Origin of the sequence: Levilactobacillus lanxiensis (assembly GCF_016861655.1) — a bacterium.
In the GTDB taxonomy this organism is placed as follows: domain Bacteria; phylum Bacillota; class Bacilli; order Lactobacillales; family Lactobacillaceae; genus Levilactobacillus; species Levilactobacillus lanxiensis.
The window spans coordinates 302,349-323,536 of the sequence record NZ_BOLN01000003.1; the positions used below are offsets into that span (position 1 = coordinate 302,349).

15 protein-coding genes are annotated in these 21,188 nt (G+C 50.6%); 10 read left to right on the top strand and 5 right to left on the bottom strand.

The window, feature by feature from the left end; all coding sequences use genetic code 11:
- Window positions 1-4: 4 nt before the first annotated feature.
- The 10 genes from JUF22_RS05420 to JUF22_RS05465 all read left to right on the top strand — a co-directional run bounded on the left by JUF22_RS05420 (window position 5) and on the right by JUF22_RS05465 (window position 14,023).
- Window positions 5-1,696, top strand: coding sequence for a putative glycosyltransferase family protein (locus tag JUF22_RS05420; protein ID WP_203644271.1), 1,692 nt, complete (start codon window positions 5-7; stop codon window positions 1,694-1,696).
- A 198-nt stretch (window positions 1,697-1,894) separates the two neighbouring features.
- On the top strand, window positions 1,895-3,034 hold the full coding sequence (gene guaB, locus JUF22_RS05425; protein ID WP_125763826.1) for an IMP dehydrogenase: 1,140 nt from the start codon (window positions 1,895-1,897) through the stop codon (window positions 3,032-3,034).
- A 394-nt stretch (window positions 3,035-3,428) separates the two neighbouring features.
- The gene (gene relB, locus JUF22_RS05430) at window positions 3,429-3,671 is read left to right on the top strand and encodes a type II toxin-antitoxin system RelB family antitoxin (protein WP_203644273.1); all 243 of its coding nucleotides are present in this window, start codon (window positions 3,429-3,431) and stop codon (window positions 3,669-3,671) included.
- A 454-nt stretch (window positions 3,672-4,125) separates the two neighbouring features.
- Entirely contained in the window at window positions 4,126-4,815 is a 690-nt protein-coding gene (gene croR / locus JUF22_RS05435) for a response regulator transcription factor CroR (protein WP_125763821.1), read from the top strand.
- Window positions 4,816-5,564: 749 nt separating this feature from the next.
- A complete protein-coding gene (locus JUF22_RS05440) occupies window positions 5,565-6,740 on the top strand; it encodes a sensor histidine kinase (protein WP_203639321.1) in 1,176 nt (391 codons plus the stop codon).
- Window positions 6,741-6,789: 49 nt separating this feature from the next.
- The gene (locus JUF22_RS05445; protein ID WP_203644275.1) at window positions 6,790-8,112 is read left to right on the top strand and encodes a serine hydrolase; all 1,323 of its coding nucleotides are present in this window, start codon (window positions 6,790-6,792) and stop codon (window positions 8,110-8,112) included.
- Window positions 8,113-8,871: 759 nt separating this feature from the next.
- Window positions 8,872-12,066, top strand: a complete 3,195-nt coding sequence (locus tag JUF22_RS05450) for a YhgE/Pip family protein (protein WP_203644277.1) — start codon at window positions 8,872-8,874, stop codon at window positions 12,064-12,066.
- An 89-nt stretch (window positions 12,067-12,155) separates the two neighbouring features.
- Window positions 12,156-12,656, top strand: coding sequence for a GNAT family N-acetyltransferase (locus JUF22_RS05455; RefSeq protein ID WP_203644279.1), 501 nt, complete (start codon window positions 12,156-12,158; stop codon window positions 12,654-12,656).
- Window positions 12,657-12,851: 195 nt separating this feature from the next.
- Window positions 12,852-13,658: an AzlC family ABC transporter permease gene (locus JUF22_RS05460; RefSeq protein ID WP_203644281.1), complete on the top strand. Its 807-nt coding sequence runs from the start codon at window positions 12,852-12,854 to the stop codon at window positions 13,656-13,658.
- Between the two features lie 17 nt (window positions 13,659-13,675).
- Window positions 13,676-14,023, top strand: coding sequence for an AzlD domain-containing protein (locus tag JUF22_RS05465; protein ID WP_203644283.1), 348 nt, complete (start codon window positions 13,676-13,678; stop codon window positions 14,021-14,023).
- 75 nt (window positions 14,024-14,098) lie between these two features.
- Here the strand turns inward: JUF22_RS05465 and JUF22_RS13925 are convergent, their stop codons facing one another.
- The 5 genes from JUF22_RS13925 to JUF22_RS05510 all read right to left on the bottom strand — a co-directional run bounded on the left by JUF22_RS13925 (window position 14,099) and on the right by JUF22_RS05510 (window position 21,010).
- Window positions 14,099-15,670 carry a hypothetical protein gene (locus JUF22_RS13925; protein ID WP_236000723.1) on the bottom strand — a complete coding sequence of 524 codons (1,572 nt, stop codon included), beginning with the start codon at window positions 15,668-15,670 and terminating at the stop codon, window positions 14,099-14,101.
- 319 nt (window positions 15,671-15,989) lie between these two features.
- Window positions 15,990-16,862: a hypothetical protein gene (locus JUF22_RS05495; protein ID WP_203644285.1), complete on the bottom strand. Its 873-nt coding sequence runs from the start codon at window positions 16,860-16,862 to the stop codon at window positions 15,990-15,992.
- 329 nt (window positions 16,863-17,191) lie between these two features.
- Window positions 17,192-18,067: a hypothetical protein gene (locus tag JUF22_RS05500; RefSeq protein WP_203644286.1), complete on the bottom strand. Its 876-nt coding sequence runs from the start codon at window positions 18,065-18,067 to the stop codon at window positions 17,192-17,194.
- Between the two features lie 213 nt (window positions 18,068-18,280).
- Window positions 18,281-19,159: a hypothetical protein gene (locus JUF22_RS05505; protein ID WP_203644287.1), complete on the bottom strand. Its 879-nt coding sequence runs from the start codon at window positions 19,157-19,159 to the stop codon at window positions 18,281-18,283.
- Between the two features lie 654 nt (window positions 19,160-19,813).
- Window positions 19,814-21,010 (bottom strand): SAM-dependent methyltransferase, encoded by a 1,197-nt coding sequence (locus JUF22_RS05510; RefSeq protein WP_203644288.1) that lies wholly within the window; start codon window positions 21,008-21,010, stop codon window positions 19,814-19,816.
- Between the last annotated feature and the right edge of the window lie 178 nt (window positions 21,011-21,188).

Consider the following 21,188-nt stretch of genomic DNA (forward strand, 5'->3'; position numbering starts at 1 on the left):
AAACATGGCAACAAGTGACACGGCAAATGGGTCGTCCCAGTCTGATTGGCTGCGACGGTACCGCTGGCTGTTAGAGTTGGGCCTGTTTAGCTGCCTGAGTCTCTTCTGGCTCTTTTTGTGGGCGGCGCAGGGGAAGATTTATCTCGGGGATGACCTGGGCTTTCACCTAAACCGCGTCCAGGGCCTTTACCAGCAAGTAATTTCGGGTCACTGGGGCTTGGGGCACATTGCCACGACCACCTTTCAGGGATGGGGCTACCCAATCAATCTGTTTTACCCGGCGTACACGTTGCTGCCCATGGCCATTCTGCAGGTCTGGTTCGGCGGGGTGCACGCGTACGCGATTTTTCTATTTCTGATTACGCTACTCACCCTGTACACGACCCGCTTCGTGGGGCAACGGGTACTGGGTAGCTACTACCAGGGCCTACTGCTGGCGGTGCTCTACAGCTTCTCGCAGTACCGGGTGCTGGACTTCTTCGTCCGGGGCGCCTTGGCCGAGGGTATCGTCTTTGCGTTTCTCCCGCTGGTCTTTTACGGGGCCTATAGCATTGCCATCGGTGACGTGCATCAGTGGTACTGGCTGACGCTGGGGATGGCACTGATTGGCCTGACGCACGTGGTCTCCCTGATTTTGGCGTCCGTCTTGGTCCTGTTGACGCTGGGACTCTTTTTCCTGAAACGAACGGGGCTCAAGCAACGACTGGGCGCCCTGTTCCTAGCGGTGGTCACGACCGGCCTACTGGATCTGACCTTTCTGGCACCACTGATGGAACAACTCCATCACATGAAGGGCCTCGGCGTCATGCAATTTCAACTGGCCAGCAGCGCGGTGCAGCCGTGGCCGTTTCTGGTCAACTCAGCCGTGAATCAAATGGGGTCGGGGCAGATCAATCTGGGTTGGCTGATGTTGATGCTCTTACTCCTGACGCTCGGCGTCTGCTGGAAATTTAACGGCGTGGAGCGCTACCTAGTTGGGTTAGCAGTCGTCTTTGTGTGGCTCGCAACGACCTGGTTCCCGTGGTCGCTATTTCAGGGTGTGCTGGGAACGATTCAATTTCCCTGGCGCTTCCTGGCGATTGCCAGCTTCCTGATTGCCTTAGTGGGGACCCGGGCGCTAGTACTGGTCTTGCCACGAAATACCCGCCACGTTCGGGGAATTTTACTGGCGGCCATGGTTGTCCTGGGCATCATTCTAAATGCGGCTGGGTTCGTAAGCTTTTTCCAGAATCCCTATAGCAATGCGATCACACCCGAGAGCTATCACACGGTGGCAACGGACGTGGCTAGCACGGATTACGTCCAACCGGTCTCATTGCCCGCGATGCCGGCGCTAAAAACCCATTCTATCGTGGTGATGAACCCAACGAAGGGGAAGACCACGCTACGACAGCTTAGTCGCCAGGTGGGAGCGGATTCATTTACCTACCGTCTCTGGAGTCGTCGCGCCCGGCGCCTGAAGCTGCCACATCTGGCCTATCCGGGCTACCAGGTGACCGTCAATGGCCACCGGCAACCGTTGCGTCAGAACCGAATGGCCATTCTGCTGGCCAACGTCAAGCAGGGGACCAACATCATTCGGGTGGCCTACGTGGCGACGACGATACAACGCGTGTCGGCGTGGCTCTCTGCGCTGACATGGGTGGTGTTGCTGGGCTGGTTCGGCTGGAAAGCTTGGCGACGTCTGCGTCAGTGAATGGGCAATTTGGCGGCTCGATAAATGCGATTTAAAGTAGTTCGTCACCTGACCCATTTAATCACTGCCGTTAATTACTCCATGATAGTTCAATGAGAAGCCTTGACCTGAATGGCCTAGACTGGTAAATTAAGAAACAATATCTCCCAGGATTCCTAACCGAGCCTGAGACTAAAATTAAGAGGAGCGATATCAACTATGTCTAATTGGGACACGAAGTTTGCTAAAGAAGGATTCACTTTTGATGATGTTTTGTTAATACCCGCTGAAAGCCACGTTTTACCGAATGAAGTCGATCTGAGTGTCCAATTAGCCCCGAACCTCAAGCTGAACGTTCCGTTTTTAAGTGCCTCCATGGACACCGTTACTGAAACCAAGATGGCCACTGCCATGGCGCGTAACGGGGGCCTTGGGGTCATCCACAAAAACATGAGTGCCGACGACCAAGCCCAAATGGTCGCTGACGTGAAGGCCATCGAAAACGATGCTAGCCAATTTCCTAAGGCCGCGGTCGACGCGAACAACCATTTGTTAGTCGCCGCTGCCGTTGGGGTCACGTCCGACACGTTCGACCGGGCCAGCGCCTTACTTAAAGCTGGCGCGGATGCTATCATCATCGACACCGCCCACGGTCATTCCGCTGGGGTATTACGCAAGGTCGCTGAAATTCGCCAACAATTGCCAGACGCCACGCTGATTGCCGGGAACGTCGCCACGGGTGAAGGTACCCGGGCGCTGTTCGAAGCCGGCGTTGACGTGGTCAAAGTGGGTATCGGCCCCGGTTCTATCTGCACGACGCGGGTGGTTGCCGGTGTCGGTGTGCCCCAATTGACGGCCATTTACGACGCTGCTCAGGTGGCCCGTGAATTTGGCAAGCCAATCATCGCCGATGGTGGGATGAAGTACTCTGGTGACATCGTGAAGGCCATCGCTGCCGGTGGGAACGCCGTCATGTTTGGCTCCATGTTCTCCGGGACCGACGAAGCGCCTGGCGAAGTCATCGAAGACAACGGTAAGAAATACAAGACTTACCGGGGGATGGGGAGCTTGGCTGCCATGTCCCACGGTTCAGCCGACCGTTACTTCCAAGGTGGCGTCAATGAAGCTGACAAGCTGGTGCCAGAAGGTATCGAAGCCCGCGTGGAATACAAGGGTAGCGTCAACGACATCATCTTCCAAATGGTTGGTGGCCTGCGTTCCGGGATGGGTTACACTGGGAGCGCTACGATTCAGGATTTGATCAACGACGCACAATTTGTTCGGATTTCCAACGCCGGCCTGATCGAGTCTCACCCCCACGACGTCCAAATCACCAAGGCAGCCCCTAACTACAAATAAAACCGTTCGGAGCGGGTCAAACTGAGCTTGGCAGCGCCTACCGGGCGATTTAAAATGGACCGGAACGCGGTGGGCAGGACGCCTCGAGCCGAAAGGCGGTCTCGGGACTTGTTTTGAGCCGAAGAACGCGTCTCAAAATCACCATTTATCACGCACACGCGCGTGATAAATCCCACGGCTGAGTCCATTTTAAACCGCCCTCACGGCTCCAACTGGTTTGACCCGCAACGATTTTGTTTGTGGGTTGTCGCAGCCAGGCGATTTGGCTGTGTGGTTGTATAAATTTAAATTAGACAGAAGGCTAACCGGAAATTTCTGGTTAGCCTTTTTTGAGCACCAAATCTGGGATTGACAGAGGTGTGGCGTATACTTCAGAACAAGTGAGGTGAGTGGGATGGCAACAATTTCTATTCGGGTGAGCGCCGCCGAAAAGGTGTGGTTGCAGCGGATGGCTGAATTTTATGGATTATCGCTGTCAACATTGATTATGACGTATTCCTTTGAACAACTTGAAGACACCTATGATGCCTTGATAGCTGAGTCCGTGTACAAGTATTACCATGCTAAGGACCAGTCGACCGTTTCGATGGCACAGGTGTTGGCTGAATTTGGTGGTGGGGATGGGCATAAATTATAGGTTCGTTGAGTGCAGCGCACCCCGCCACCTCGGCAAGCCCAATTACGGGCTAAACCCGTGTGAGCCGCAGGGATGGTGAAAATGAGGCCAGCCGTGGGAGTTGCCTTAGCGGTTTACCGCTTAGTCAACTGCTAGCTTTGAGACGCGTTCTTCGGCTCAAAGTAAGTCTGGAGACCGGTCCCCAGGCTCCAGACGGGCGCCCACCGCGAACCGCTCTCATTTTCACCATCCTGGAGGCGCCGGAACGAAGATTAGGACTTAATTGGAGCTTAACACCGGGTTGGCGAGTCGCCCGCAAATAGTGTAAGATTAAGGAATGGTAAAGTGCCTTACGCCCGACTAAAGGTTCGGGTTTTCCGGTCACGCCACGCGGTTTATTTGCTAGAATAGACGTAAACCTACGGGGAAGACCGCTAGTGTTATTACCTAGCTGTTAAAGGAGATTAGCCCAATTATGAAAATTTTAGTTGTCGATGATGATAAAGAAATTGCACAATTACTCGAAATTTATATTAAAAACGAAGGTTACGAACCCCTGACCGCCTACAACGGTAAGGAAGCGCTGACCAAATTACACACCACGCCGGACATTGCCCTGATGATTTTGGACATCATGATGCCTGAAATGAGCGGGATCGAAGTCATGAAGGAAGTTCGGAAAGACTCTCAAATTCCCATCCTGATCCTGTCAGCCAAGACTGGTGACATGGACAAGATTCAGGGATTAATTTCCGGTGCCGATGATTATGTCACCAAGCCATTTAACCCACTAGAAGTTATGGCACGGGTCAAATCATTGTTGCGGCGGAGCCAAGACCAAGTGACCGACGATGCACCAGACGTTCTGGACATTGGCACACTGACCATCAACAAGGATTCTCACGAAGTTAAAACGATTGCCGGCAAGACGATTTCCCTGACGGCCTTAGAGTTCGGGATTCTCTACCTGTTAGCGAGCCACCCCAACCGGGTCTTCTCCGCTGACGAAATTTTCGAACGCGTTTGGCGTCAGGAAAGCATTGTCTCCGCTAAGACCGTCATGGTTCACGTGAGCCATTTGCGCGATAAGATTGAAGACGCGACTAACGGGGAAAAGGTCATCCAGACCGTCTGGGGCGTCGGCTACAAGATTGAATCACACTAATATTGGTTTAAAGATGGTTTAGTTGGTGCTGGTGCCTTACCGGACACGCAAATATGGCCGGAACGCTATGGGGAGGACGCCCCGAGCCGAAGGGCGGTCTCGGGACTTGCTTTGAGCCGCTGAGAAGCGCATCTCAAAGTCACCATTTATGGACGCGCCTGCGCGTCATAAATCCCATGGCTGAGCCATATTTGCGTGTCCTCTCGGCGTATACTGGTTTTTAATGGCCGCGAAAGTCGTGTGAGTCAAGCTGGTGGCTACTTGGTGTGTGCTTGCCGTTTTTGGCGGCAGCGTTCACTCGCGGACTCATCCTGTGTGGTTGGCGTGGGTCACTTTCTACGTGGCCGTTCAAGTGGTGTCGCTCAGCCGCGGCTACCCGCCACCAAGCCAATGGGTGACACGCCCGCAACCAGTTTCACGTGAACGCACCATCTGAGCCGGAGGAAGCCAGGTACGGAGACGGCTGTGTCGGTGGTGTTAGACCGAGTGTTCTTCTCGGCCTTACAGCACGGGACGACCTTTGAGACCTGCGTGAACTTCGCAGGGCTTAAAGTCGAGGTGGGAGCCTGCTTCTCAGGCGGGAACCGGCCCCACAGCAGGCGTAGTACCTGGAAGCCGCAGGCGGCCAGCCGACGCACATCCATCCGCACCGAAACAAATTTAAAACAGAAGTTTCACCAATTGGAGAAGGAGTAAGTTATGGGCAAATGGGAACAAGTCCAATTGAATCGTCCGCGGGGGGCCGCAGCATGAAGCTAACCACTCGCGAGAAAAGCGCGCTGTTCATGGAAGGCGTCGTCACGGTCATCCTGCTGTTGATGCTGAACCTGGCGCTGCTGGTGCTGATCAGCCAAGCCATTCAGAGCAACCCCGGACTGCGGGACGGGATTTTTATCATCAAACGGTCCGTGGTCTTTGGCCCGAATCACTTTCAGCTGTGGAGCTGGGAAAATGTCTTCATTGGCTTCATGATCATCGCGGATGCCTTGGTCGTCTGGTGGCGGCTGATTCGGCGCTACCGGCAAATGCAGCTGCATCATATCATTGAGGAGCTGCATTACATTGCCAACGGCCATTTTGACCACCGGATTCCGTTCCGGGTCAGCGGCGACGTGCAGCGGGTCGTGGATTCCGTCAATGCCCTGGTCGATTCTGTCATTCACTCGATGGATGAGGAGCGGGCGATTGAGAAGTCCAAGGACGAGCTGATCACCAACGTCAGCCATGATATCCGGACGCCATTGACGTCGATCATCGGCTACCTGGGTTTGATCGAAGACCAGCAGTATCACAGTCAAGAAGACGTTTTGAAATACACGCACACGGCCTTTTTGAAATCGAAACAGATGAAGTCTCTGGTAGACGACCTGTTCGAGTACACCAAGGTCCGCCAGACGGACACGCCGCTGAGCCTGACGACCATCGACCTGGCCGCCATGCTAGAACAGCTGGGCGCCAGCTTCGAGTTGGAGGCCCAGAAGAAGGGCATGACGATTGGCGCGGCCAGCGAGCCGGCTAGTTTAATGATGGAAGCCGATCCTGAGAAGTTGGTCCGGGTGTTTAACAACCTGGTCTCGAATGCGCTGAAGTACGGCGATGGCGGGAAAGAAATCAACCTGCTTGCCAAGCGCGTTAGCGACAACGAGTTGGAGGTCCGCGTGACCAACGATGGTCCCAAGATTCCCAAGGAGTCGCTGGCTCTCATTTTCGAACGGTTCTACCGCGTGGAAGAATCCCGTTCCAAGGAAACTGGCGGGACCGGGCTGGGGCTAGCGATTGCCCAAAGCATCGTGGCCCTACACGGCGGGTACATCTACGTCGAATCCGACGACGACCTGACCAGTTTCGTGATTCATTTACCCGTTAAACATGATCAACCCTTGGCCATTCCGCAGCGGTTAAAAACGGCGGGAGCGGTCAACTAAAGCTGCCGGACTTTTCCGGTAACTACATAAGATAGAGGTGTTTTAATTGATGAAACGTTTAAAACAAGTTGTTATGGGCTTGGTAACGGCGATGACGCTGTTTGCCGGGAGCCTCAGTACCCTTAGCGCGCCGGTCACGGCCCAAGCGGCCACGACCAGTACCAGCACCACGGTCAACCTGAAGGCCAAGGCCGGCATCGCTGTCGACGCCAAGACCGGGCAGATTCTCTACGATAAAAATAGTGATCAAGCCCTGCCAGTCGCCTCGATGACCAAGCTGTTGTCCATCTACCTGGTGCTCGATGCGGTCCACAACGGTCAGCTGAAATGGGACCAAAAGATTACCGTGAACAAGGCTACGGCTAAGGTGGCGCAAAACACCAACCTGTCCAACGTGCCACTGCGTGCGGGTCACAAGTACACGGTCAAGGCACTGTATCAGGCTTCCTTGATTTACTCCGCCAACGGGGCCATCGAAGCCCTGGGGACGGCGGTTGCCGGGTCACCGCACGCCTTCGTAGATAAAATGCGGGCCCAAGCCAAGAAATTGGGCATGACGAATGTTAAAATTTACAACGCTTGTGGACTGACGAACAAACAAGTCGGTAAGCTGGGTTACGACAACGAGGCCGGTTCCGCCGAAAATGAATGGTCCGCTGCCGACCAAGCCAAATTGGCCGTCGCACTGTTAAACAAGTATCCAGAAGTCCTACAAACCACCAGCGTTAAGAAGATGTGGTTTGAAAAGGGCACCAACGACGCTACCAAGATGGAAAACTGGAACTGGATGTTGAAGGGCTTGTCCGCCTCATACGCAAAACTTCACGTGGACGGCTTGAAGACCGGGACTTCCGACGCTGCCGGCGCCAACTTTACCGGGACCGCCAACAATAATGGCAACCGGATTGTGACCGTCGTCTTGCACGCGGCGCACAAGTCTGAGACCGATCCGTCTCGTTTCAAGCAAACGCAGAAGATGATGTCTTACGTTTACAACAACTTCAAGACGGTTAACGTCAAGGCCGGTAGTCAGGTGACTGGCAGTAAGACGGTCAAGACCAACGATGCCAAGGAAAAGACGGCTAAGACCGTGTTGACCCAGAACCTGAAGCTGTGGATTCGTAACGACCAGGTCGCTAGCAATGTTCAATCCACCACGACGCTGAAGAGTAAGCTGACTAAGAACAAGGCTTTGGAAGCGCCCGTTGCCAAGAACACGGTTGTTGGGACCGCCAACATTTCCTTGAAGGGCGATCAACTCGGCTTCTTGGGGAATACCAAGACGACTAGCGTGCCGGTTAAGGTTACTGGGGCGGTGGAGAAGGCGAACGTCTTCGTCCGCCTCTGGCGCGCCATCGTCGCATTGTTCTAAAAAGTGTTTTTGACCGCGCCTCCGGGCTGATGAAAACTGGACCGGGACGCTGTGGGCAGTTGCCGTTCCCGGCGGCGGATTCAAGGTGCCCTGCTGTGGGGCCGGTTCCAGCCGAAGGGCGGGCTTCCACCTCAACTTTGAGCCGAAGAACGGTCTCAAAGGTTGTCCCATGGAACTAGGCTGGGACAGAACCCCAGCCAAGTCCATCGACACAGCTGGTCGCCTTGATCCGCCTCTGGTCACTGAGACTGACCACGCTTGGTCCATTTTCACCAGCCCTGCGGCTAACACTGGTTTAGAACAAACTGACGGTTGTCGTTTGTGTGGTTTCATTTGAATGTGTAAGTTAGAATCCTCAATCAGGGTGGTTACTCTGGTTGGGGATTTTTTAGTGGTCGATTGATTGAAGCATGACTAGTTGTCATTTCAAGTGGGGGTCGCTCGTAGCAGACGGGCCCCTGGAAACCGAAGACGGCGGCTGAATGCGCCTCGCTTGATTCAAATCAATGTACCTAGTTGACGCGTGGGATATAATATTTTATGTAGTTAAGGGCAAACCTTAAATGTGTCTGAAATTTATTTTATTTTATAAAAAGTTGGCTAAACGTTGATTTTACACTGTTGGTGGCGATTACGTTAGATTGTTGATGGCGTGTTGTTGTTTTGACAAGTCAAGTATTAATGTGCGAAGATACTCTTTAACATTAGCTGAGAACGCGCAATTTTAAGATTATTTTTAGGAAAAGGGAGTTGGCATTCGTGAACATGATTAAAGGCGAGTGGAATTACATTCGGCACAACCGGTTGATTTTGATCTCCGTGTTGGCCATTATGTTTATTCCATTCCTCTACAGTATCTTCTTTCTGAAATCGGTTTGGGACCCATACGGCGAAACCGGTGAACTGCCCGTTGCGGTGGTTAACCAGGATAAGCCAGTGACTTACCAAGGGCAAAAATTAAACGTTGGGGATCAAACGATTACCAATTTGAAGAAGAATAAGCAGTTGGGATGGAAGTTCGTTTCCGCTAAGACGGCGGCTGACGGGCTGAAGCACCACAAATACTATACCGTTATTACGTTCCCTAAGAACTTTTCGGCAAACGCTGCGACGGCGCTGAACAAGCACCCGAAGAAGATGACGTTTACCTACAAGACGAACGGTTCCGCCAACTACATCGCTCAGGTTATGAGTGAAGTGGGGTCCTCTAAGCTGGACAGCGAAATTCGTGCCAAGGTGACGAAGGCCTACGCCCAAGCTACCTTTAAGCAAATCTTCGCCGTTGGTAAGGGGATGGACAAGGCTGCCAAGGGGTCCGCTCAGTTGAAGAACGGGACGGTTACCTTGACGGATGGTCTGAACACCTACACGACCGGGGTTCACACGTTGAACAACGGCCTGCAACAAATGAAGACGTCCGTGACGCCATTAGCTACCGGGATTCAACAATTGTCGACCGGGGCGAAGACGTTACAGACCGGTTTGGGCACCTACACGGCTGGTGTGGGACAATTTGCTAGTGGGGTTAATACCTATACTAGTGGGGTTGGCCAATACACCAGTGGGGTTAACCAATTTACCGGTGGTGTCAGCAAACTGAGTGCTGGGATGCCTAAGTTGACCGCCGGGACTTCCCAATTAGCTTCTGGAGCCAAGTCTTTGAAGTCTGGGACTTACACGTACGTTAATGGGGTCTACACGTTGAACTCTGGGGTGAAGACTCTGGGTAAGGGCTCAACTTCTCTGGCTAGCGGCGTTACTAAGCTGGCTGACGGGAGTAAGAGCTTGAATTCTGGACTGTCTACGTTGAGTGGTAACTCTAAGTCATTGAATGATGGCGCTACGGCCCTGGCTACTGGTGCAACTACCTTAAAGAATGGGGTCGATCAGTTAGAGACAGAGTTGGGAAACATGGCAGCTATGTCTGGTGACTTAACACAGGCGCAAGGGCTATTACAAGATATTCAATACGCCGCATCAATTTCAGGCAGCGACGGAACGAGTATGGAGACTGCCTCGGGCCAATTGTATACAGCTATGCAGCAATTGATGGCAGCCCAAGCTGCGGCTAAAGAAGCAGCAGCTAGTGCCCAGGCCGCAACGAATCAGATTAAGAGCGATGTTGCTGGGTCAAGTACAGGTACTTCTGGTTCAACGAGTGGCAATGAGACTGTTAAGAAGAACATCCAGGATACAACTGCTGAAGCCGAGACATTAGCTGCGGAAATTAGTTCAGCAAAAGACGATGCTACTGTTTCTACTATCAAAGATAAAGTGACGGCATTGCAAGGGAAATTAGCAACCATCAGTAAGGATGCCGACAACATTACGGCTGAAAAACAGGCTTCAGCTGCCACAGCAAATGCCTCGTTACTTAAGGATGCAACTACGGCATCTGACGCACAAGCTGCGGCGAAGGAAGCTTTGCAAAATGTGCAAGCAAAAGCTGCAGAGCTGTTAAATATCATGCAGTCTGCAAACTTGGATGATAATCAAGCTGCTGTGCTCAAGGCGTTTATGACTGGGAAGAGTCAAGATGTTAAAGATCAAATGACTAAGTTATCTGCTGACTTACAAGCTCTATCAGCGTTAAACTCCGATGGTAATAAGAAACAATTGAAAGCCTTGAAGGATGGCGCCACAGCTTTAAGTACGGGTGCTACGCAATTAAGTACCCAATTACCTCAATACACGTCCGGTGTCGACCAAGCCTTCGCAGGCTCAACCACGCTGAACAATGGGTTATCTACGCTTAACAGTCAAGTGCCAACCTTAACCGACGGGGTCACCCAGATCATGAATGGGACGGCCAAGTTAGCTAAGAACGGTCCTGCCCTGAAGAGTGGGTCTAAGAAGGTTGCTGCTGGGGCTACGCAATTGAACGGTGGGCTGAAGACGGCCGCTGCTGGTGTGAACCAGTTGAACGCCAACACGGGCAAGTTAACGGCTGCCGGCAACAAGCTCAACGCCAACACGCCTAAGCTGACCGCCGCTGGTAACAAGCTGACTAGTGCTTCTAGCCAACTGACCAACGGTGCCGGCCAACTGACCTCTGGCTTGAACACCTTGAACAGCAAGGTGCCTGCTTTAACCAGTGGGGTCAACCAACTGGCCGATGGTTCACAACAATTGGACGACAACAGCAACAAGCTGATGCAAGGTGCCAACAAGCTCAAGAAGGGGAATGGCACGCTGGCCAAGTCCCTGAAGAGTGGTGCTGATCAACTCAAGGCCCAACCGTTGACCAACAAGACGGCCGACATGTTTGCCGCACCAACGCATTTGAAGCACGAAAGCTACAGCTACGTGCCTAACTATGGTCACGCCTTAGCACCTTACGTGTTATCCGTTGCCCTCTACGTTGGGGCCCTGGTCTTCAACTTTGCCTTCCCAATTCGGAAGGTCTCACGCGAAGGTGGGAGTGCCACTGGCTGGTACTTGAGTAAGGTTTCCATTGGTGCCGCCGAAGGGCTCGCCATGGGACTGATCGAACCCGTCCTGATGATGTTAGGTGGCTTGAGTGTTGATCACCCAGGTCAAATGATTCTGATTTCCATCTTCTTCGCGGAAGCGTCGATGTTTATCGTCATGTTCCTATCGATGTTACTGGACAACCCTGGCCGTTTCATCGCCATGGTTCTCCTGATGCTCCAACTTGGTGGTTCCGGTGGGACGTTCCCAATGGAAGTCACCAACCACTTCTACAACGTCGTTCACCCATTCTTGCCAATGACTTACTCAATCCTCGGATTCCGTGAAGCCATTACGTCGGGGATGTCGGGAATGGTCGGTCAAGCCTTGTGGGTCTTAGCACTCTTTACCATCATTGGTTTAGCGCTGCTCTGGCCAACGATGATTTGGCTGCAGAAGAAGCATCTCATGGGCAAGTCACAACTGGATGATAATCAAAAACTCCAGGCCGTTGAAGACCCAGAGTCGAAGTCACATTCATAAAATTTAAAATGGAAGCGTCGTGAAACCACTGGTTTTGCGGCGCTTTTTGCGTATAATCAATTTTATTGAGTGAGAAATGAGGGATGGATATGTCAGTCACGTTTCGGTTAGCCACCACCGCTGATCAGCCGCGGGTGGTCGCGATTTATAATCAGGCAATTGCCACCAAGGGAAGTACCGCCGACCTGACGCCGATGACGGTCGCCCAGCGCCAACCGTGGTTCCGGGAGTTCTCTGCGGACCACTTTCCGTTGTGGGTCATCGTCGAAAACGACCAGGTTGTCGGTTTTGTCGGGCTGGAACCCTATAGTGATCGCGTAGCCTACGCGCAAACGGCCGAAATTGCCCTGTATTTGGCGTCTGAGGCGCAGGGCCACCACTTAGGTGGACAAGCCGTAGAATGGGCTGAGAGGGCCGGAAAACGCCTGGGACTGACGACGATTATTTCGCGGATCTTTGGCCACAACCAGGCCAGTCGGCATTTATTTGAAAAACACGGCTACGAGCACTGGGGGCATTTGCCAGCGATTGCTGACATGCAGGGCTTCACGGCCGATTTGGAAGTCTACGGCAAGCATTTAACGGAATAGGAAACGATGAAAATTCGCTGGATTTTTTCACAAACCTTTAATCAAACGAGGGGGTAACGGGGCTGACCTTTGCTAAATATCACAACTGTTATATGAAAATGACGTGAAACATGTTAAAATATCATCGTGTGGTTTTATCATGTAAACCCATTAACTTGCTTCATATCTCAGAGTATTCGACGGAGGCAAACATTCTTGAATAAACGACGGCCAAACCCCAAGCAGGTGCCGGACCCCAATGAACCCTTATGGCGGTCGACACTGCGGGTAGCCATGCCCCTTAATTTGAGTTACATTCCGATTGGGCTGGCTTGTGGGATTTTGCTACACGCGGCAGGGTTCAATACCTTACTGACTGGATTAGTTTCGATATTGATCTTTTCTGGTGGGGCACAATTTTTAATTGCCACGATGTTGACCATTAATTCCCCACTACTTTCAATTGTTTTGATGTTGTTCTTTTTGGAATTACGGTATGCATTACTGAGTTCGAGTTTATCGCCTTACTTAAAAGGCCAATCCAATCGCTTTTTATTTGCGTTTGCGATTTCTTTAAACGATGAAAATTACGCCATAAACTACTTAAAATTTGCCACGGATAAAAAGTGGACGGGTAAGGAAGCCTTGATGGTGGAGCACTATTCCTTGCTGTTCTGGGCCGTCAGCAACATTATCGGGAGTTTGATCGGTAGTGCGCTGAAGATTGACCTGGGAGTCGTGAACTTTGCGCTAACGGCGTTGTTCTTGTACATGATTGTGATGCAGATCAAGAACCGTTTGACGATTGTCATTTGCCTGATTTCTGGGGTATTGGCAGCGCTCTGCATGATGCTCACCAAGAGTACGTTAGGGCTGGTTATTTCGACGATTATTGCTTCATTGATTGGGTTCTTCCTGGAGACGACGTTGCGCAAACGCTTGCCAGATAGCCACTGGCTGTGGAAACTCCGCAGTCCGGGGTCGAAGAAGTCAACCGTGGAGAGTGAATCGGACGCTGATTAGGATACAGGAGACGCTATATGAATGCAGTTAATACGTGGAACAGTACGCAACACTTTTGGTTGATCATTCTCGGCTTTTGTGTTGCCTTCGTGCCGCGCTTCATTCCCTTAATGTTGTTCACGAAGCGGGCCATTCCCGAATGGTTCAACGAATGGATGAAGTTTGTGCCGGTTTCATTATTTACCGCGCTGGTCGTGAAGGATGTCTTCATCGACAGTGCCAGTTACCAAATTATCTTTAACCATTTTTCCGAAATGATTGCGGCGGTCATCGTCGTTATCATTGCCTACCGCACGCGCTCCATGGCCATCTCGGTCATCGTCGGCTTGATAGCCGTGTTCCTGTTGAGCATGTTTATTGCGTGACCTGGGTTAATTAAATTGATTTTGTTGTATGCAAAAGGCGGAGCTGTTGGGCTCCGCCTTTTTGATTGCGTTAGGTTATGCGTTTGGGTCTTTGGTTTCTGACTGGTTAGGATTCTTATCTGGGTTAGTAGGGTTGGATTCACCCGGTTGGGCTGGAGTTGGGGTAGGAACGATTGGATTGATTGGATTTTTACCATCAGTATTCGCGGATGCGTTGCCATCGCCGTTAGAGGTAGTGTTATCGCCGGTGTCGGTGCCACTGTCGTTAGAATCAGTGCTTTCCTCAGGCTTGTTATTGCCGCTAGCGGTATTGCCATTGCTAGAGCCAGTGCCTGCGCCTGGTTGTTCTGGTTGTCCAGTGTTAGGTTGTCCAGGTTCAGCTGGAGTGTTGCCACCTGGGATAGTTGGTGCAGGATTGCCAGGTTGTCCAGGTTCAGACGGAGTGGTGGCACCTGGGATAGTTGGTGCAGGATTGCCAGGTTGTCCAGGTTCAGGCGGAGTGGTGGCACCTGGGGTAGTTGGTGCAGGAGTGCCAGGCTTTCCAGGTCCGGGCGGAGTGGTGGCACCTGGGATAGTTGGAGCAGGAGTACCAGGCTTTCCAGGTTCAGGCGGAGTGGTGGCACCTGGGATAGTTGGTGCAGGATTGCCAGGTTGTCCAGGTTCAGGCGGAGTGGTGGCACCTGGGGTAGTTGGTGCAGGAGTGCCAGGCTTTCCAGGTCCGGGCGGAGTGGTGGCACCTGGGATAGTTGGAGCAGGAGTACCAGGCTTTCCAGGTTCAGGCGGAGTGGTGGCACCTGGGATAGTTGGTGCAGGATTGCCAGGTTGTCCAGGTTCAGGCGGAGTGGTGGCACCTGGGGTGGTTGGAGCAGGAGTACCAGGTTGTCCAGGTTCAGGCGGAGTGGTGGCACCTGGGGTAGTTGGTGCAGGATTGCCAGGCTTTCCAGGTTCGGGCGGAGTGGTGGCACCTGGGGTAGTTGGCGCAGGATTGCCAGGCTTTCCAGGTTCGGCCGGAGCGGTGATACCTGGGGTAGTTGGCGCAGGAGTACCAGGCTTTCCAGGTTCGACCGGAGTGGTACTACCTGGGATAGTTGGTGCAGGAGTACCAGGTTTTCCAGGTTCGGTCGGAGTGGTGGCACCTGGGGTAGTTGGTGCAGGAGTACCAGGTTGTCCAGGTTTGATTGGATTGGTAGTGCCTGGGTTAGTCGTTCCGGAAGTACCAGGTTTCTCAGGCTTGTTTGGTTTTTCTTGTAGGTTTGAGCTTTCAGAAGGTGTTATTGGTTTGTTTGGATGTGAGTCTGACGTTGATGATCCCACACTGTTGATTGATTTTGCCTTGTGGGTATAAGTGCGTGCCTTTAATCCCGCTTTCGTTGCCTTGAGCTTGAAGTTTAACTTCGTGAGATTATTGTGCTTAACCGTAAGCGTGAACTTACCATGCTTGTTGGCAGTTGTCGAAACTTTTTCTCCGTGTTTCAGCTTCAGAAGTTCGATGTGGGATTTTGCTGTCGTATAACCAGTGACCTTGTGTTTCGTGACCTTGACGTGGGTAAACTTAGCAACGGATTGTTGGGTCTTAGCGGCTAGCGCACTAACTTCTCCACCAGTAACGATTGAGACTAACGTAGCGGCCATAACAATCTTCTTCATATCCATAACAAATATAATCTCCCTTATAACTGTTTTTACCAACTGTTGTGCTGGTGAAATTACTATATCATGAAATGTAGACCAGCAAAAGAAGAGATGAAAATCAAGAATAAATAGTTGATTGGTAAGCGGTGGTGGGGAGATACGCTTGTGGTGATATAAAATCAACGCTAATTGATATTTCGCCGATAAGACAATTATTAGGTTATTGTCATGATTTAAATACTATTTGGTAATGAATGCTAATTATAATGTTGGTGGTCCAAATTATTTAGCCACCAAAAAACGAAGCCAAGTAGCTTCGTTTTTAGTGAAAATATTAGCTATGGGTAAGTGGAGCAGGAAGTTGAGTTGTCGTACCGTTTAAAAAGTCATTGATGTTTTTAAGTAAACCAGCAACTTTTTCCCTGTTGCTAACGGCGTCTTGGATGGCGCTATCAAAAGCATCTAACTCTTTAGTAGCGTCCTTGTATTTTGAATCTCCCAGTTGCGCTTTGTATTCGTTAATTTTGGCAGTTAGGGAAGTGACAGTATTTTTTTCTTGAACGCCAATGGGCTTAGCCTGTTCTTTTGCCAAATCAGCCTTAACTTTTTCACTAGAGATTCTTAGTGAATTGAGTTCAGCGAGTTGACCTTTTAGAGCAATGCTTTTCTTATTGGTTGCATCGGTAACTTTCTGTTGTGCTTCTTTTAGAACGCCGTTAAAGTGATCTTGCAGGCTCATTACTTGCATAACTACTTTAGGACTTAAAGGCTTTTCCTTATGAGTAGATGCAGGCTTCTTATCCGCACTAGAACTATCGGGCTTAACCACAGCAGGGGCAGTCTGCGTCTCAGTAGTAGCGCCATCGTCGATCGACTGCACAGCCTTCTTAACCTTATGCGTGTAAGTCCGGGCCTTCAAGCCAGTCTTAGTAGCCTTCAACTTAAATTTCAACTTCGTCAGGTTATTGCTCTTAACCTTCAGCGTGAACTTGCCGTGCTTGTTGGCAGTAGCGGAAACCTTTTCCCCGTGCTTCAGCTTCATCAGTTTGACGTGGGACTGGGCGGTCGTGTAGCCCGTGACTTTGTGCTTCGTGACCTTAACGTGCGTAATCTTAGCGACAGAGTGTTGGGTCTTGGCAGCTAGGGCGCTAACTTCTCCCCCGGTAACAATCGAAAGCAACGTGGCAGCCATAACAATCTTCTTCATATCCATCTTAAATATAATCCCCTTTATAACTGAGTTGGCCAACTATTCTGCTGGTTGAAGCTACTATAGCATGGGGGTCACCCCGGCAAAAGCAGAGATGAAAATCAATGAAAAAGGTTCATACAATTAGCTGTGCAAATCACCAATAGCGACGGCAATCCAGGGGCCACACGTTTTCACAATAAATACAGTTGTGTCAAAAAATAATAAAAGGGTATGTAAAAAATACTAAACGGATATGAGTCATTTAATGGGTGAGAAAGTAAAAAAGCACACGCATTGGTGTGCTTGGGCAGCCTAATATCTAGCTATCTCAAATGGTGAAAGGGCTATAGATTGCCGAAGTCGAAGGAGTACCCGGGCTGCATCAAAGATAGTTTGTTGGACTCGGCATCAGCACGGTTATACGCAGCTTCTGTTTTCTTTCGATAAATGGCCTCGTTGCGGATTGCTGATTGATATTCTTCAGAACTTATAGCTTCGTCACATAGTTTGTTTACAGCATCTAGTTCTGCCCGAGCTTCTGCAATGGTACGGCGCTTTTCATCTGCGTCCGTAGTTGTTGCGGTCATGGCATTTGACAGGGCCTTTAGTTTATCCATTTGTGTTTGTAATAGCTTGTTGACCTTATCCGTTTGTTCTTGTTGTGCTTTTGTTAGTTGTGGAGCTTCGTTCCCTATTTGTAAATAAGCCAACAAGGCATCTTCAAATATCTTTCTTTGCTGATCAATTTGCTGCTTGGTATAGGTAGTAGGTTTGCTAGGGGCTGATGGTGTACTACTGGGTGTCGATGGTTGGGCAGTAGTCGGTTTACCACTAGGGGTCGGACTCTCCGTTGATTCGTGAGGCCTACTCAAGGCGGCTACTTGCGCCGTGCTCTTCACCTTGTGTGTATAGGTTCGGGATTTCAATCCAGTCTTGCTGACTTTAATTTTGAATTTGAGCTTAGTCAGGTTTCCTTTTTTAACACTGAGAGTGAAATTGCCGTGTTTGTTGGCCGTTGCTGAAGTCTTCTGGTTATTCTTCAACTTCAACAAGACTACGTGAGACTTGGCAGTCGTGTGTCCGGTTACTTTATGCTTCGTAACCTTAACGTGGGTGATTTTGGCGACCGACGACTGTGGCTTGGCTGCCAATGCAGTGGTTTCACCGGCTGTGGCGATTGAGAGTAGGGCGGTAGTCAAAATAATTTTTTTAATATCCATAACAAATTGAATCTCCTCTATAGACTAAGTTTCCAACCGATTGACTGGATTAAATCACTATATCATGTTTTTCAATGCGGCAAAAGAAGAGATGAAAATCATTAATAAGAATTGAGGGGCAACACTTTTTTAGCTAATAGGGGAGAACAAAGTAAAAAGCACACAGCCCCCACCGTGTGCTTCGTCCTCATTTCCCCCAAAATAGTGTGTTGCTTACCTAATCTCCTCTGGCACATAGGTCTTATCTAGTGATTCCAGCTCGTCCATTAGACTGCTGAGCTTTGTCCGAGCATCGTCCCACGGAATCAAATATTTGTACAGATCCGCGCGTTCATCCTGTGAAGCGTAAATGGACTGATTGATGTTGGCAATTCGCTGATTCGCTAATTGAATGGCCGCGGTATCTTGCCGGGCGATGGCGTCGGCTAAATCCTTTTTAACGACCTCACGATTGGCCACTTGGTTACGGATGTTTGTGCTGCACGCATCAATTCGTTGTCTTATTGGCGCTATTTTCTGTGTCAACCGGACGTATTCCGCCTTAGCCGCGGCCACTTCCGCACGTTTAGCTAGAACCAGCTTGGACACGTTGACTCCAGTATCCGCGGCATTCCCCCCAGAATTACCGCTGGTACCAGGTCGGTGGTTCCCCGCTGATGGTGAGGTGGGCCGCGCCGGTGCGACGGGCTTCACTGGCTTCGTTGATGCTGGTTTATTCGGCGTAGTTGCCGCCTGATTAGCTAACGCCTGCGTGATGGCTTTGTTGATCTGTTGACTGGTAAATGTCCGTGACCGGTAACCTGGTTTCGTGGCCGCTAGCTTGAATTTCAACTTCCCCAAGTTTTGATGCTTCAAGCTGAGTTTGAACTTGCCAAGATGATTGGTCCGCCCACTCGCCAACGACTTCCCCCGAGCGTCGAAGAGCTGGACCCTGGCATTCTTGGTCGTTTTACCGGCCACGGTGTGTTTGGTCACCCGCACCTGTGTGAGCTTGCCAATGGTTTTGGTTGCGGCCAGCGAACTGATTTCCCCGCCGGCGGCAAGCGTCAGAGCTGCCGTCAGTAACATCGCTTGCTTAATCCCCGTAATCATATGAAGTCTCCTTACTCTTTTAGTAGGCACAATTTAATTGTGTACCCAGAGTTTATCATGAAAACCAAGTCAAAAAAAGGAGAACTGAAAATCACAAACAACGGTTGAGGGCCATCACTTCACTAATTTTAAATTCGGATGAACGGGAATTGAACGGCAAATGAAACGATTACATAAATCGACGTTTTCACAATATTCATATTAAAAACTTTGTGAAGTTATGGTTTCGAGAACCATGACGAGCCATATAAGCCTGATGAAAATGCGTTATCAAAGCTCGCAGACATGGTTATGAAAACTAGGTGCTTATATTTTCAAAGTTACACGTTCACGACGGAGAAGGGGCGGGTGTGGGGGGTTCAACCAGTATTAGCCGCAAGGCTGGTGAAAATGGCCTAAGCCGTGGGAATTTAGTCAGCGGACCTGGCCGCTGACTAAATTGGTAGCTTTGAGACTCGGTTTATGAGGCTCAAAGTAAGTCCAGAGACCGCCTTATGGCTCTGGACGTCCGCCCCAGCGTTCCAGGCCATTTTCACCAGCCTGGAGGCGAAGGGACAAACCAGCTAAACGCAAAAAACACCCGCCAACCGGTGATCAATCCGGTTAGCAGGTGTTTTTTAGTCGAGTGATCCGCGGTCACCCGAGTCATTTGAATTAGTTAGCGACCTTGTCGTGGGTCTCATCGTACATGTAGTCCCGCGTCATTGGCAGCATCCGGGCAGAAGGGCCCTTCGAAATCAAATACTGAATCACGTCAATATTACCAGACTTGAAGGAAGCCGCGCAAGCCTGCAGGTAAAGATCCCACATGCGCACGAAGTTTTCGTCAAACATCTTGGCAACTTCATCGCGGTGAGCATTGAAGTTGTCATCCCAAATTTCCACCGTCTTTTGGTAGTGACGGCGCAGGGGTTCCATGTCATCAATTTGTAAGCCACTTTCGATGATGTGCGTGGTGTTTTCAATCAAGCCAGGCACGTAGCCACCTGGGAAGATCCATTTGTTCAACCACCCATTGTTGGCCCCACCTTGTTGACGGGTAATCCCGTGAATCAAGGCAACACCGTCGTTCATCAGGTACTTTTGAACGCACTCGAAGTATTGGCCCAAGTTTTCTTGGCCAACGTGTTCGAACATTCCAACTGAGGTGATGTAATCCCATTGTTCGTTGCCCAATTCCCGGTAGTCTTCCAAACGAACTTCGGCGACGTCCTCGAGGCCTTGGTCCTTGATTTGTTGGTTCACGTAGTCGTATTGTTCTTGGCTCAACGTGATCCCGGTAACGTGCAGACCGTAGTCCTTAGCCGCCGTCAACATCAGGGTACCCCAGCCACAACCAATGTCCAAGAGCGTCTTGCCCGGTTGCGGGTTCAACTTCTTGATGATGTGGTGGACCTTGTTCATTTGCGCCGTGTATAGGCTATCTTCTGGCGTTTTGAAGTAGGCACAGGAATACGTCATGGTGTCATCCAACCATAAGTTGTAGAAATTATTACCGATATCATAATGGTTTTGAACGTCGGTGATACTTTCCTTTTCCGTGTGTTTTTGTTTAGGTAAGAAATGAATGAACTTCTTATTGTGGAAGAAACTGTCGGCGTTTTCGTAAGCGGCCGTCAGTAAGTCTTCGATGCTCCCATCGATTTCGATGGTGCCGTCCATGATGGCTTCCCCCAGCGCGATGGACGCGTTGCGGGAGATTTCCTTGACCGGAATGGCCTCGTGGAAGGTGATCGTGATGTCGGGAGTGCCAGTCCCATAGACATCGGAAGTCCCGTCCCAATAGTTAACGCGAACGGGGATGTTGAAGGTGTGACTCAGAAACGTTTTGTAAAATGTTTTTTCAAGCATGACAGGGGTCCTTTCCGGTTTTCTAGGTTTGAATTTGGACACAAAGAAAATAAAATTCACTTGGTCATTATACGCCTTTAAGGGGGGAAAGGGTAAGGGGAGACTTGGTGAAAGCGGTTAACATTAATTTGCGATTAGTCCGCGGTAAAATTTGGGGGGTTCATTAAAGATTAAGCAG